The 13568-nt window shown below is 65.5% G+C and carries 14 protein-coding genes; 12 read left to right on the forward strand and 2 right to left on the reverse strand.

Features of this window, described 5'->3' with window-relative positions:
* Positions 1-3: 3 nt before the first annotated feature.
* Genes AC1DS3_RS06830 through AC1DS3_RS06845 form a run of 4 tightly spaced genes read left to right on the forward strand, consistent with a single transcriptional unit; the run spans position 4 to position 3538 of the window.
* The gene (locus tag AC1DS3_RS06830; RefSeq protein ID WP_477126883.1) at positions 4-720 is read left to right on the forward strand and encodes an ABC transporter permease; all 717 of its coding nucleotides are present in this window, start codon (positions 4-6) and stop codon (positions 718-720) included.
* Between the two features lie 37 nt (positions 721-757).
* Positions 758-1702 carry a glycine betaine ABC transporter substrate-binding protein gene (locus AC1DS3_RS06835; RefSeq protein WP_441639411.1) on the forward strand — a complete coding sequence of 315 codons (945 nt, stop codon included), beginning with the start codon at positions 758-760 and terminating at the stop codon, positions 1700-1702.
* 10 nt (positions 1703-1712) lie between these two features.
* Positions 1713-2360: an ABC transporter permease gene (locus tag AC1DS3_RS06840; protein ID WP_006162433.1), complete on the forward strand. Its 648-nt coding sequence runs from the start codon at positions 1713-1715 to the stop codon at positions 2358-2360.
* Positions 2361-2362: 2 nt separating this feature from the next.
* A complete protein-coding gene (locus tag AC1DS3_RS06845) occupies positions 2363-3538 on the forward strand; it encodes an osmoprotectant ABC transporter ATP-binding protein OsmV (protein ID WP_441639409.1) in 1176 nt (391 codons plus the stop codon).
* A gap of 67 nt (positions 3539-3605) precedes the next feature.
* On the opposite strand, the gene AC1DS3_RS06850 is transcribed toward AC1DS3_RS06845, so the two are convergent.
* Positions 3606-5183, reverse strand: coding sequence for an aldehyde dehydrogenase (NADP(+)) (locus tag AC1DS3_RS06850; RefSeq protein ID WP_477126884.1), 1578 nt, complete (start codon positions 5181-5183; stop codon positions 3606-3608).
* A 211-nt stretch (positions 5184-5394) separates the two neighbouring features.
* Complete coding sequence (locus AC1DS3_RS06855) at positions 5395-6141, reverse strand: FadR/GntR family transcriptional regulator (RefSeq protein WP_254615405.1); 747 nt, start codon at positions 6139-6141, stop codon at positions 5395-5397.
* Positions 6142-6369: 228 nt separating this feature from the next.
* Between AC1DS3_RS06855 and gudD the strand changes: the two genes are divergently transcribed.
* From gudD to AC1DS3_RS06895, 8 genes are all read left to right on the forward strand, one after another.
* Positions 6370-7728 (forward strand): glucarate dehydratase, encoded by a 1359-nt coding sequence (gene gudD / locus AC1DS3_RS06860; protein WP_441639407.1) that lies wholly within the window; start codon positions 6370-6372, stop codon positions 7726-7728.
* A gap of 140 nt (positions 7729-7868) precedes the next feature.
* Positions 7869-8834 (forward strand): Bug family tripartite tricarboxylate transporter substrate binding protein, encoded by a 966-nt coding sequence (locus tag AC1DS3_RS06865; protein WP_441639449.1) that lies wholly within the window; start codon positions 7869-7871, stop codon positions 8832-8834.
* Between the two features lie 165 nt (positions 8835-8999).
* Positions 9000-9374 (forward strand): hypothetical protein, encoded by a 375-nt coding sequence (locus AC1DS3_RS06870; protein ID WP_441639406.1) that lies wholly within the window; start codon positions 9000-9002, stop codon positions 9372-9374.
* Between the two features lie 934 nt (positions 9375-10308).
* A complete protein-coding gene (locus tag AC1DS3_RS06875) occupies positions 10309-10821 on the forward strand; it encodes a type IV pilin protein (protein WP_441639405.1) in 513 nt (170 codons plus the stop codon).
* A 21-nt stretch (positions 10822-10842) separates the two neighbouring features.
* Positions 10843-11325 carry a GspH/FimT family pseudopilin gene (locus AC1DS3_RS06880; protein WP_477126885.1) on the forward strand — a complete coding sequence of 161 codons (483 nt, stop codon included), beginning with the start codon at positions 10843-10845 and terminating at the stop codon, positions 11323-11325.
* Entirely contained in the window at positions 11325-11909 is a 585-nt protein-coding gene (gene pilV / locus AC1DS3_RS06885) for a type IV pilus modification protein PilV (protein WP_441639403.1), read from the forward strand. Before AC1DS3_RS06880 ends, pilV begins: the two co-directional genes overlap by 1 nt.
* A 10-nt stretch (positions 11910-11919) precedes the next feature.
* Positions 11920-12978, forward strand: a complete 1059-nt coding sequence (locus AC1DS3_RS06890) for a PilW family protein (RefSeq protein ID WP_477126886.1) — start codon at positions 11920-11922, stop codon at positions 12976-12978.
* A gap of 2 nt (positions 12979-12980) precedes the next feature.
* Positions 12981-13451 (forward strand): pilus assembly PilX family protein, encoded by a 471-nt coding sequence (locus AC1DS3_RS06895; RefSeq protein ID WP_441639401.1) that lies wholly within the window; start codon positions 12981-12983, stop codon positions 13449-13451.
* Positions 13452-13568: the final 117 nt, after the last annotated feature.

The following is a 13568-nucleotide window of genomic DNA, read 5'->3' on the forward strand; positions in this document are numbered from 1 at the left end:
AATATGTCCAAGCAATCTGTACAGGCGCTGGCCTGGGGGTGTCTCACGCTCGCTGCGCTGGCCGCTCTGGTCACCTGGATCGGCGTCGATGTCATCCTGCAATATCAGGACCGCCTGTGGTACGACGTTGCCGACCACCTGCGCCTGGTGGCGTGGTCGATGGCGCTGGCGCTGGTCACCGGCATCCCGGCAGGCATCGGCCTGAGCCGTCCGTGCATGCGCCGCTGGGCCGACCGCCTGATGCAGGTCTTCAATATCGGCAATACCGTGCCATCGCTGGCGGTGCTGGCACTGGCCCTGGCCGTGCTCGGCATTGGCKAGCGGCCCGCCATCCTGGCGCTGTGGCTGGCTTCGCTGCTGCCGATCGTGCGCAATACCTGCGAGGGCTTGCTCGGCGTTTCCCCGGCACTGACCGAGGCCGCGCGCGGCCTTGGCATGACCGCCATGCAGCGCCTGTTCCGGGTCGAACTGCCCAACGCGCTGCCGGTGATCCTGGCGGGCGTGCGCATCAGCCTGGTGATCAATGTCGGCACGGTGCCGCTGTCCTTCCTGATCGGCGCCAACAGCCTGGGCGAACTGATTTTCCCCGGCATCTACCTGAACAACCAGCCCCTGCTGTTGCTGGGCGCCGCGGCCACCGCGCTGCTGGCACTCGCCCTCGATGGCCTGTTTGCCGCCGCCGGTTATTGCTACCTGCGCCGCCGCGGGCTGGCGCGCTAAGGCGCGCAAGGGCGCACCGAACATGAAGGAGAACCCGATGCATTTCATCACAAGCGCGCTGGCTCGCGCGGGCCGCGCGGCCCGGGGCCAGGCACGCATGCTGGCGAGTGTCGCCGTGCTTGCCGCAGTGGCAGCCATGGCGTTGCCGGCGCACGCCGACACCGTTCGCGTAGGCGGCAAGAATTTCACTGAACAGCTGATCCTGTCGTCGATGACCACGCAGTACCTGCAGGCCAAAGGCCTCACCACCGAGCTCACCGCCGGCCTGGGCAGCACGCTGATGCGCCAGGCCATGGAAAGCGGCCAGCTCGACGTGGTGTGGGACTACACCGGCACGGCGCTGATCGTGTTCAACAAGGTCGAGGAAAAGCTCGGCGCCGCCGAGAGCTACGAGCGCGTCAAGACGCTCGACGCCGCGCGCGGCCTGATATGGCTCGATGCCTCCGGCATCAACAACACCTATGCGCTGGCGATGCCGAGAAAGCGTGCCGAAGCCGCTGGCGTGGCCACGTTGTCGGCCTTCGCCGAGAAGATGCGCGCCGCCGGCGAGGGCACCGCCCATCCGTTCGCGGTCGACATGGAGTTCGCCGCGCGTCCCGACGGGCTGGAACCGCTCAAGGGGCTCTACAAGCTGCCGTTCTCGCGCCGCGACGTGATCCAGCTCGATCCGGGCCTGGTCTACACCGCGCTGAAGAACGACCAGGTCGAACTGGGCCTCGTCTATACCACCGATGGCCGCGTCAAGGGCTTCGACCTGGTGCTGCTGGAAGACGACCAGCACTTCTTCCCCGCCTACAACGCGGTGCCCGTGGTGCGCAAGGCAACGCTCGACGCCCATCCCGAGCTCGCCGGCCTGCTCAACGCGCTGGCGGCCCAGCTCGACAACGCGGCCATGACCGAGATGAACTACAAGGTCGATATCGACCAGCAGCCGGTCGACAAGGTGGCGCAGGAATTCCTGCGCGGCCACGGCCTGATCTGAGGAGGGCCGCATGGACTTGCTGACTTACCTCCAACACAGCTGGCCGACATTGCTCAAGCTCACCGGCCAGCATCTGGCGCTGGTGGGTTCCGCGGTGGGCCTGGCGATCGTCGTCGGCGTGCCGCTGGGCATCCTGTGCGCGCGCTTCCGCTTTCTCGCCACGCCGCTGCTGACGCTGGCCACCATCGTGCTGACCTTGCCGTCGATCGCGCTGTTCGGGCTGATGATCCCGATCTTCGCGCGCTTCGGCCACGCGCTGGGCTACGTGCCGGCGGTGACCGCGGTGTTCCTGTATTCGCTGCTGCCGATCATGCGCAATACCTGCGTGGCGCTCGCCAATGTCGACGACGGCATCCAGGAAGCCGGCCGCGGCATCGGCATGACCACCTGGCAGCGCATGCGGCTGGTGGACCTGCCGCTGGCCGTGCCCGTCATCCTCGGCGGCGTGCGTACCGCCGTGGTGATGAACATCGGCGTGGCCACCATTGCCGCCATCATCGGCGCGGGTGGCCTCGGGGTGCTGATCCTGCAAGCGATCAGCCAGAGCAACATGAGCAAGCTGGCGATCGGCGCGGTGCTGGTCAGCGTGCTCGCCATCGTGGCCGATGCCTGCCTGCAGTGGTTGCAGCGGGCGCTGACACCGAAAGGAATTCGCTGAACATGATTGAACTCGACCAACTCACCAAGACCTTCAGGCAAAAAGACGGCGCCGAAGTGCGCGCTGTCGATGCGGTTTCGCTCACCGTGCCCAAGGGCGAGATCTGCGTCTTCCTCGGCCCCTCGGGCTGCGGCAAGACCACCACGCTCAAGATGATCAACCGCCTGATCCAGCCCAGCTCCGGCCGGGTGCTGATCGGCGGCGAGGACACCACCCGCGTGGACGAAGTCACGCTGCGCCGCAAGATCGGCTACGTGATCCAGCAGATCGGCCTGTTCCCCAACATGACCATCGAGGAGAACATCATGGTGGTGCCGCGCCTGCTGGGCTGGGACAAGAAGCGCAGCCGCGAGCGCGCGCGCGAGCTGATGTCGATGGTGCAGCTCGATCCCGACAAGATGCTCAAGCGCTATCCGCGCGAGCTCTCGGGCGGGCAGCAGCAGCGTATCGGCGTGATCCGCGCGCTGGCGGCGGATGCACCCGTGCTGCTGATGGACGAGCCGTTCGGCGCGGTGGACCCGATCAACCGCGAGAGCATCCAGAACGAGTTCTTCCTGATGCAGCGCCAGCTGGGCAAGACCGTGATCATGGTCTCGCACGACATCGACGAGGCCATCAAGCTGGGCGACCGGGTGGCCGTGTTCCGCGGCGGCAAGCTGGTGCAGTTCGACCATCCCGACGCACTGCTGGCGCGTCCGGCCGACGATTTCGTGCAAGCGTTCATCGGCCACGACAACACGCTCAAGCGCCTGCTGCTGGTGCGCGCCGGCGATGCCGCCACCATGGCGCAGACCTGCAGCCCCGGCATGCCGCTGGCGCAGGCGTTCGCCATCATGGACGAGGCCGACGTGCGCCACCTGCCGGTGGTGGACGATGCGCAGCGCGCGCTAGGCTACGTCACGCGGCGCGATGCGCGCGCGGGGCAGGGCATGTGCGCGGATGCGATGCGGCCGTTCGTGGCGACCGCCGCGTTCGACGAGCACCTGCGCATCGTGCTCTCGCGCATGTACCAGCACAACACCAGCTGGCTGCCGGTGGTCGATGCCGATGGCGTCTACCTGGGCGAAGTCACGCAGGAGTCGATCGCCGACTATCTCAGCTCGGGCCGCTCGCGCGGGAATGCACCGGTGATCCAGCCGCCGCAGGCGCCGGCTGCCATCGAGCGCATTGCGGCGTAATGCCCAGCTAGCCTGAGATAAAAAAAGGGCCGGAATTTCCGGCCCTTTTTCATGCGCGCGCGCGGGGTCAGTCGCGGGCCAGTTGCCCGTCGGTGAGGCGCCACACGTTCAGCGGGTTGCCATCCTGCAGTGCGGGCGGCAGCAGTTCCGCCGGGACGTTCTGGTAGCACACCGGGCGCAGGAAGCGCTCGATGGCCGATGCACCCACCGAGGTGGCGCGCGTGTCGGACGTAGCCGGGAACGGCCCGCCGTGGACCATCGCATACGACACTTCCACGCCCGTCGGATAGCCGTTGAACAGTACGCGCCCCGCCTTGCGCTCAAGCACGGTCAGCAGGCTGCCGGCCTCGGCACGATCCCCCGCATCCGCTTGCACGGTGGCGGTCAGCTGGCCTTCCAGGCGGCGCGCCACCGCCAGCATCTCCTCGTGGTCGCGGCATACGACCAGTACCGAGGATGGGCCAAACACTTCGGCTTCCATGCGGTGGTCCGCAAGGAAACGCGCGGCCGTGGTTTCGAACAGCGCGGGGCGGGCCTGGTTGGGGCCGCTGGCGGCCTGGCCGCTGCCGATGCGGCGCAGCCCTTCGATATCGCTGAGCTGGGCCACGCCATTGTCGTAAGCCTGGCTGATTCCGGGCGTCAGCATGGTCGCCGCCGCCTTTTCCGCCAATGCCGCAATCGCGCCTCGGCGGAACACGTCCAGCGCCGGGCYTTCSAYSGCCAGCAGCAGGCCGGGGTTSGTGCAGAACTGGCCTACGCCCATCACCAGCGAATCCACCAGGTTGCGGGCGATCTCCGCGCCGCGGGCGGCCAGGGCCGCCGGCAGCAGGAACACCGGGTTGATGCTGCTCATTTCCGCATAGACGGGGATCGGCTGGGGACGGCTGTTGGCCGTCTGCACCAGCGCCAGGCCGCCGCTGCGCGAGCCCGTGAAGCCCACTGCCTGGATCGACGGATGCGCGACCAGGGCCGTGCCCACGGCAACGCCCGCGCCCACCAGCAGCGAGAACACGCCTTCGGGCAGGCCGGCATCGGCCACGGCCTTCTGGATCACGCGCCCGACCAGCTCGGAGGTGCCGAGGTGGGCAGAGTGCGCCTTGACGACGACCGGGCAGCCGGCCGCCAGCGCGGATGCGGTATCGCCGCCCGCCACCGAAAACGCGAGCGGGAAATTGCTGGCGCCGAACACCGCCACCGGGCCGACCGCGATCTTCTGCAGGCGCAGGTCGGGGCGCGGCGGCGTGCGCCCGGGCAGGGCGGAGTCGAGCGTGGCGGCTTGCCAGCGGCCATCGCGCAGCACGCTGGCGAACAGGCGCAACTGGCCGGCGGTGCGGGCACGCTCGCCCTGCAGACGCGCAACAGGCAACGCGCTCTCGGCGTGGGCGCGCTCGATCAGCGTATCGCCCAGGGCTTCCAGGCCGCTGGCGATCGACTCCAGGAACTGGGCGCGGGTTTCCGGCGAGGTGTTGCGGTAAGTGTCGAACGCGGCCTCGGCCAGCGCGCAGGCACGCTCGGCCTCGGCGGCGCCGCCGCCGTGGAATTCCGGTGCCAGGACTTCGCCCGTGGCCGGATTGGTGGCATGGAGGATCTTGGTGGTGCCGCGCACTGCGCTGGCGCCGATCAGCATTTCGCCGGTAATGGTCATGAGCGTTTCCTGCTTTTCAACTGCGATCAAGTGGGCGCGCGCCGTAGCTTGCGCTTGAGGCGGCGTGGATGTGGCCCCGGGCTAACACGCGGGGCGCATCAATGGGGATACAGCTACACCGTTGTTTATTGTAAGACATCCTACAACATAGGCCGCTTGTCGGGCAAGCAGGAAATCCCGGATCCCGCCGGGATGCTCCGGCAGGCCGGCCCTAGCCGGCTTCCACCGCCGCCGACGCCTTGCGCAGGCGCTCTCGGCTGTTGGTCAGGTGCATGCGCATGGCGGCCTTGGCGCCTTCGGGGTCGCGCCGCTCGATGGCGTCAAAGATGTTCTCGTGCTCGATATTGACGCGTTCGAGGTACTGCTCCCGCTCCTGCGCGCTGACATGCAGCCGGCTGCGCGGGATCACCATGGTGCCGAGGTGGCCCATGATGTCCGTGAAGTAGCGGTTGCCGGTGGCGCGCGCGATCAGCAGGTGGAACTCGAAATCGGCACCAACGGAATCCTCGCCGCCCGCCGCCGTGCGCTTGAGCTCGTCGAGCGCGCCACGCATCGCCGTCAGTTGCTCATCGCTGCGCCGCGATGCCGCCAGGCTGGCCGCCTCGGCCTCCAGGCTGACGCGGAATTCCAGCATGGCCAGCACGTCCATGGCAGTGCCCATGGTGGCGGGATCGATGCGAAAGGGCGAGCCGTTCTCAGCGCTGCGCGCCAGCACGAAGGTGCCGATGCCGTGGCGGGTTTCCACCAGCCCGCTGGCCTGTAGCCGCGACAGCGCTTCGCGTACCACGGTGCGGCTGACGCCGAGCGCGGCCATGATTTCGGACTCGGTCGGCAGCTTGTCGCCCGGCTTGAGCTGGCCTTGCTGGATGCGCTCGCTCAGGTTGCTCACCGCCTCTTCGGCAAGCGTACGGCCGCGCCGCCGCAGCGGGGGAGTGGAGGCAAACATCGGGTTTGACATGGTGATGGGCTGGGGCTTGACCGGATCGCAATAGCCTCATTATACTGCGTCGTAAGTTATATGACGACCGATAACAGGTGTCTCCCGCTGCATGGGCTGTAGCAGCCACGTCGGGACCTGGCAAGCACCGCACACAAGGATCCGGCAGCAGCCGGCGCATCCAACCCGAGACAACCCGCAAGGGCCGGCAGCCAACGCGGCGAGCCGCTCTTCCTGCTGGAGTTCAACATGACCCAATCATCCCTTTGCGCCGCGCCCATGGCAGGCACGCCCGTGATCACCGAGCTGACCGTCGTGCCGGTGGCCGGCCACGACAGCATGCTGATGAACCTGTCCGGCGCGCACGGTCCGTACTTCACGCGCAATATCGTCATCCTGAAAGACAGCGCGGGCAATACGGGCGTAGGCGAGGTGCCCGGCGGCGAAGCGATCCGCCAGACGCTGGAGGATGCGCGCGAACTCCTGGCCGGCCAGTCGATCGGCAACCACCAGGCGCTGCTCAATCGCGTGCGCACCGCCTTTGCCAGCCGCGACGCGGGTGGGCGTGGCCTGCAGACCTTCGACCTGCGCATCGCCATCCATGCGGTCACCGCGCTCGAGGCGGCGCTGCTCGACCTGCTGGGCAAGCATCTGGGCGTGCCGGTGGCCGCGCTGTTGGGCGAAGGCCAGCAGCGCGATGCCGTGGAGATGCTGGGCTACCTGTTCTATATCGGAGACCGTAACCGCACCACGCTCGGCTATCGCAGCGAGCCCGAGGCGGACAACGACTGGTTCCGCTTGCGCAATGAAGCCGCCATGAATGCCGAGGGCGTGGTGCGCCTGGCGCAAGCTGCCTATGAGCGCTATGGCTTCAACGATTTCAAGCTCAAGGGCGGCGTGCTGCGCGGCGACGAAGAGATGGAAGCCATCCTGGCGCTCGCCGAGCGCTTCCCCAAGGCGCGCATCACGCTGGATCCCAACGGCGCGTGGTCGCTGGCCGAAGCCGTGCGCCTGTGCCGCGACAAGCATGGCGTGCTGGCCTATGCCGAAGATCCTTGCGGCGCGGAAGAGGGCTACTCGGGCCGCGAGGTCATGGCCGAGTTCCGTACTGCCACCGGCCTGCCTACCGCCACCAACATGGTCGCGACCGACTGGCGCCAGATGGGCCACGCGGTGCGCCTGCAATCGGTGGACATCCCGCTGGCCGATCCGCATTTCTGGACCATGCAGGGCTCGGTGCGGGTGGCGCAGATGTGCGCCGAGTGGGGCCTGACCTGGGGTTCGCACTCGAACAATCACTTCGATATTTCGCTGGCGATGTTCACCCACGTGGCCGCCGCCGCGCCGGGCCGCGTCACCGCCATCGACACCCACTGGATCTGGCAGGACGGCGAGCGCCTGACCAAGGCGCCGCTGAAGATCGAGAACGGCAAGGTGGCCGTGCCGACGGAGCCGGGCCTGGGCGTGGAACTCGATATGGAGCAGCTCGCGCTGGCGCACGAGCGCTACAAGAATATGGGGCTGGGTGCGCGCGACGACGCCGTCGCCATGCAGTTCCTGATCCCGGGCTGGACCTTCAACAACAAGGCGCCCTGCATGGTCCGGTGAGCCGCATCTGCGGCCCCCACGAATACAAGAAAACCACCAAGAACCAGGAGACAACCATGAACAAACCTGATGGCCGGCCAGCTGCCGCGGGCACGCTTGCCGCACCCGCGCGGCGCAAGTTCGGCCGGCTCGCCGCGGCCATGCTCGCCGCCACGACGGCACTGGCCGCCGCAGGCGCCGTGACCAGCGCCGCGGCCGCCTCGCCGGCATGGCCCCAGAAGGCCGTATCCGTGGTGGTGCCGTTCCCTGCGGGCGGCTCCACCGACACCATCGCGCGCATGCTGGCGGTGCCGCTCAATGAAAAGCTGGGCCAGCCGTTCGTGATCGACAATCGCCCCGGTGCTACCGGGGCCATCGGCGCGACCATGGTCAAGCGCGCGCCTGCCGATGGCTACACCTTGCTGGTGGCGTCGATCGGCGTCTATGCCGTGAACCCGTTCCTGCAAAAAAACCTGGGCTATGACCCGGCCAAGGACTTCGACCTGCTGACGGTGGCCGTGCGTGCGCCCAACGTGCTGGTCACCAAGCCGGATTTCCCTGCGAAGAACTTGCAGGAGCTGGTCGCGTACATGAAGAAGAATCCGGGCAAGGTGGCCTTCGCCAGCTCCGGCGCCGGTTCGTCGGACCATTTGACCGCCGCGCTGTTCTGGCAGAAGTCCGGCACTGACGGGCTTCACGTCCCCTACAAGGGCGGGGCGCCGGCCATCTCCGACCTGCTCGCAGGCCAGGTGGACGTCTCGTTCCAGAACGTCAACGCGGTGCTGCAACATATCCGCAGCGGCAAGCTCAAGGCGCTGGCCGTGACCGGCGACAAGCGCTCGGCGGTGCTGCCGAACGTGCCCACCATGGCAGAGGGCGGCGTGAAGGACGTGGACGTGTATTCGTGGCAAGCCGTGGCCGCGCCGCGCGGGCTGCCGAAGGACGTCAAGGCCAGGCTGCATGCCGCGCTGGTCGGTTCGCTCAACGAGCCGCAGATGCGCCAGAAGCTGGCCGAGAACGGTTTCGAGGTGGTCGCCAATACGCCGGAGCAGTTCGAGCAGTTCGAGAAGCAGGAGCTCCAGCGCTGGAAGGGCGTGATCGAGGCGGGCAAGATCAGTATCGATTAGCCACGCGCGATCCATTCAGGCATTGCTCTTTGCCCCGCCAAAAGCGGGGCGTTTTTATTTTGGCAGGCAGGTTTGGACGCGGGCCCGCGCGACCTGATAGGCTTGGGAACTCACGCCTGGACACGCCCATGCGCGCCCTGTGCCATCGCACCGCTGTCGCCTGCCATGATCCGCTTCTGCAAATCGCCCCTCTGCCTGCTGATCGAGACCAAGTCCCGCTGGCTGATTCCGCGCGGGTTCGATGGCTTCGCGCCGGGACCGCTGATCCTGGTGCGGCCCGGCGTGAGCCACGCGCTGATCGAGCATGAGAAGGTGCATGTGCGCCAGTTCTGGCGCTGGTGCGGCCTGATGGGCGTGCTCTACCTGGCGAGCCCGCGCTGGCGGCTGCGTTTCGAGCTGGAGGCCTACCGCGAGCAGTTGAGGCACTGCGAGCCGGACGCCGCGCATCACTTCGCGCGCATGCTGGCCCGGCACTACCGGCTGGATATTACGCAGGAGCAAGCGTATCGCTTGCTGACGGCGCCGGTCGAGCCAGGCTGAACCGGGCAGCGCGGACCGATTCAGCCGGGATGGCTGCGCTTGTGGGTGATCAGCGCGAGCGCCACKATGCCAAGGGTCATTGCGAGGAGGCCTTGCACTGCGGTGCCGTGCGGCGATGTCTTGAGGGGGGGCTGTCAATCTAGTGCGTAACGGGGTGCGGTAATTTGGGGAAGCGTCTGAATCGTTGTGAGGATAACTCCGCACGCGTAACGAAGCGCCGGCTGTGCCGTGGAGAAAAGTCTGGCGGAAGCGGTGACCGCGAGAATTCAGGCCAGTGCAATCCAATCAAATATTAAAAAATTACTTAAATCAATTTATTGTCAAATATGTTAATGGTTGTCAGATTGGAGCCGGGGCCCTTCATATTCCACCAACCCGTTGTTTGCCGAGATGGTGCGCGATATCGTCGGGCTGTACCTGACTCCTCCGCTCAAGGGCATGGTGTGGGGAAGCATGGCGTGCCTGCTCCGCCACAATTGGGTGTCGCGGCAATCGCCAGCCACGTGGAAGTCACGGCGAGTCATGTGGCCGTGACGCCCTCGGCGATCACGACGGAGCCTAACGTGCGTCGGGCTGGATCGTAAGGCCCTATAGGCCGAGGCTGCTCGTCCATTTGCCTCGTTATCAACGCTCTTGGTGCTCTTTGATCACTTCTTGCGCTCGTGCAGCGCGGAGGCATKGACGTGCCATTCATTGGGAGACACGCAACGTGAAATATGCGTTCGTGGGCGGGACCAATGGCGCCGGCCAGCCACCGCAGCCGGTGGCTGTCTGAAATTCGCGACGTGCTGGACAAATATCCTGTCGGCCCGTACGAATGAGTGGCGGAGGCACACACAAATTGCTAAATTAAGCAGAGTCCGTCCGGAAGCACACATTAAAATTAGCCGGAAGAACTGGAATACAAAAAAATAAACGTACTTCGGGGTMAATCATGGGTCAGTCTTCTTGCCGAGAGCCGGCAGGCGCGTTGGTTGGTGCGCGTTTGTTTATCGCCGGTGAACCGAGGACGGCAACGGCTTTGCACATGGTCAGCGCACAGTTGGGATTCACRCTGATTGAAGTGATGATCACGGTGGTCATCATCGCGATCCTTGCGGCCATCGCTTATCCCTCGTACACCCGATACGTGATCCGGAGCAACCGCTCCGCTGCCCAGAGTTTCATTCTTGGGGTGGCCAACCAGCAAGAGCAGTACAACCTCGACGCACGTCAATACGCTACCACCATGACGGCGCTCGGCTATGCCACCGTTCCCACGGAAGTCGCGAAGAACTACAACGTCACCGTGGCAGCCAGCAATGCTGCTACCCCGCCGACCTATCTCGTGACCGCCACGCCGACCGGCGCGCAGGCTACCAACGACACCGGATGCATGAATCTCACCATTGACCAGACTGGCGCCAAGGGGATCAGCGGCAGCGGCACCGTTGCCAGTTGCTGGTGAGTGTGGATCATGGAGGGAAAAATGTTGCCCAGCTTGGCAAAAGCGCGGCACGCGCGAAGGCACCTGCAACGGGGGTTCACCTTGATCGAACTGATTACCGCAGTGACGATCATCGCCATTCTGGCGGCGATCGCCACCCCGTATTTTCGAGATTTCATATTGGGGCAGCGGATCCGGGCGGCTGGCTATGATGTCGTCTCAGCACTGATCTACGCTCGCAGCGAGGCGATAAAACGCAATAGCGGTGTTACCGTCGCTGCAGCGACGGGCGGCTGGCAGAACGGCTGGACGGTCACAAGTGGCACCATCACGCTCAGCCAGCACGAGGCGTTGCAGGGGCTGACCATGACGGGCCCTGTGGCCGGGCTCGTCTACAACGGCAATGGCCGCCTCGCTGCCTCGGTCAGTTCTTTTGGCATCAGTGCAGCCAGCTCCAGTGCACCGCAGCGCTGCATCAACATCGATTTGAGCGGGCTGCCAAGCAGCCAGGCAGGGAGTTGCTGATGCGCAGGCCGCTGCCAGAAGACCGCCAGTCGGGATTCAGCCTGATCGAGGCTCTCGTTACGCTGATCATCCTGCTGGTCGGACTGCTGGGCCTCGTGGGCCTGATGTTGACCAGCCAGCGCGCCGAGGCCGAGTCGTACCAGCGTACCCAGGCCCTGATTCTGCTGCAGGACATGATCGGCCGCATCAATGCCAACCGGTCGGTCGCCGGCTGTTATGCCTTCACCACCGATCCAGTCAACGGGCAGCCTTATCTTGGGACTGGCGCGGCCGCCGCGCCGGCGTGCTCCCTTGGTACCGTCCAGGCCTACACCATGGCCAACGGGGATCTTGCGACCTGGAGCAACCTGCTCGCCGGCGCGGCTGAAACCAGTGCCAGTGGCAGCGTCGGCGCCATGATCGGCGCGCGCGGCTGCGTCAGCTATGACAGCGTCAGCGGCGTCTATCTGGTTAGCGTGGCCTGGCTGGGCATGGGGAAGACGGTGGCGCCGGGCGCGGGCCTTGGCTGCGGCAAGGGGCTGTACGCTGACGAAACGCGGCGGCGGGTGGTCAGCGCAACRCTGCAGATTGCCAACCTGAACTGAGGCTCGACACATGGCAAAGTCAACCGCCTCACTACGATTGCGCTCCCGCCACGCGGGCTTTTCGCTGGTCGAACTGATGATCGCGATCGTGATCGGCCTGTTCCTGATGGCAGGTGTCGCGGCGCTGATCAGCCAGCAGAGCAGCACCCGCACCGAGCTCGACAAGTCCGCCCGGCAGATTGAAAACGGTCGCTATGCATTTACGCTGCTGGAGGACGATATCCAGCATGCCGGCTACTATGGCCAGTTTGGCGGCACGTTTGCGGCCCTGTCTGCCTTGCCGGATCCGTGCGCAATCGACACGACCAGCATTGGCAATGCCTTCGCCTTGCCCATGCAGGGTTACGACGCTCCAGCCACCGTACCGGCTCCGCTGTCGGCCTGCCTGCCGAATGCAAATCACGTGGCAGGGACGGATATCCTGGTGGTGCGCCGCCTGGAAACGAGCGACACCCTCCCAACGCTTGCCACTGCCGTAGCGGGCCAGGTCTATGTGCAGACTACCCCCACCGGTACGCCGGTGACGGCCGTCGGTCCGGACCCCACACCGGCAACCCCTTCCGTGTACACCCTGGTGCAAAACGACGGCGTCACGCCAGCCGCGCTGCGCCGTTACATCGAGCATATCTACTTCATCAGCCCGTGCAACATCTTGGCTGCTGGCGCCACCACCTGCACCGCGGGCGCGGATGGCGGCAAGCCTGTGCCGACGCTAAAGCGCCTGGAAATCGCAGTAGCGGGCGGCACGTCGAGTTGGGTCACGACGCCACTGGTCGACGGTATCGAGAACCTGCAACTGGACTATGGCGTCGACGCCGTTGGCGCGGGCGCGCCAGCCGTTCCCTTTATAACCACGCCAGCGCTGRCCGACTGGCCCAATGTCATGGCCGTGCAGGTCAACTTGCTGGCGCGCAACACGCAAGTGTCCGCCTTCGTCGACAGCACGTTGGCTGCGAAGACCTACAGCATGGGAGTGGCCGGCTCAGTAGGCCCCTTCTCGGACAGTTTCAAGCGGCACGTCTACACCGGCGTCGTGCGCGTCATCAACCCCAGCAGCCGGAGAGAGTGAAGATGAGGCTTCGATCATTCCAGGGCAGGCTTCGCCAGGCTGGTATGAGCCTGGTGGTGGGGCTGGTCATGTTGATTGTCCTGACACTAATGGTGGTCTCGGCCGTGCGCATGAGCAAGACCAACCTGAAGGTTGTGGGCAACCAGCAAGCCAAAATCGAGGCTACGGCCGCCGCGCAGCAGGCAATCGAGAGAATCATCGGCTCGGTCAGCAATTTCTACACACCTGCCGCGCAGACTTTCAGCATCGATATCAATAACGACGGCATGGCGGACTACACCGTCCAGACTGCCAAGCCGGCTTGCTTGCAGATGACCGCGGCGGACGGTTACAGCGTCGATTTCGCCGACTCTGCGCCGAAGGATACCTATTGGGATATCAGTGCGGTTGCAACCGACAATCGAACCGGCATCTCCGTCACGGTGCATCAAGGCGCCAGGGTGCGGATGAATTCGACGGCGACCTGTCCCTAGACAACAACTTGTATCGCCCCGGGGGGCCACCGTGAATATGTTGAGACTGCTGAAGCTCATTCTGCTGGCCTCGCTGGCGCTAGTGTCGATCACCGGCCGCACAGATGACACCGATAT

This window comes from Cupriavidus sp. 01L46, assembly GCF_056399905.1.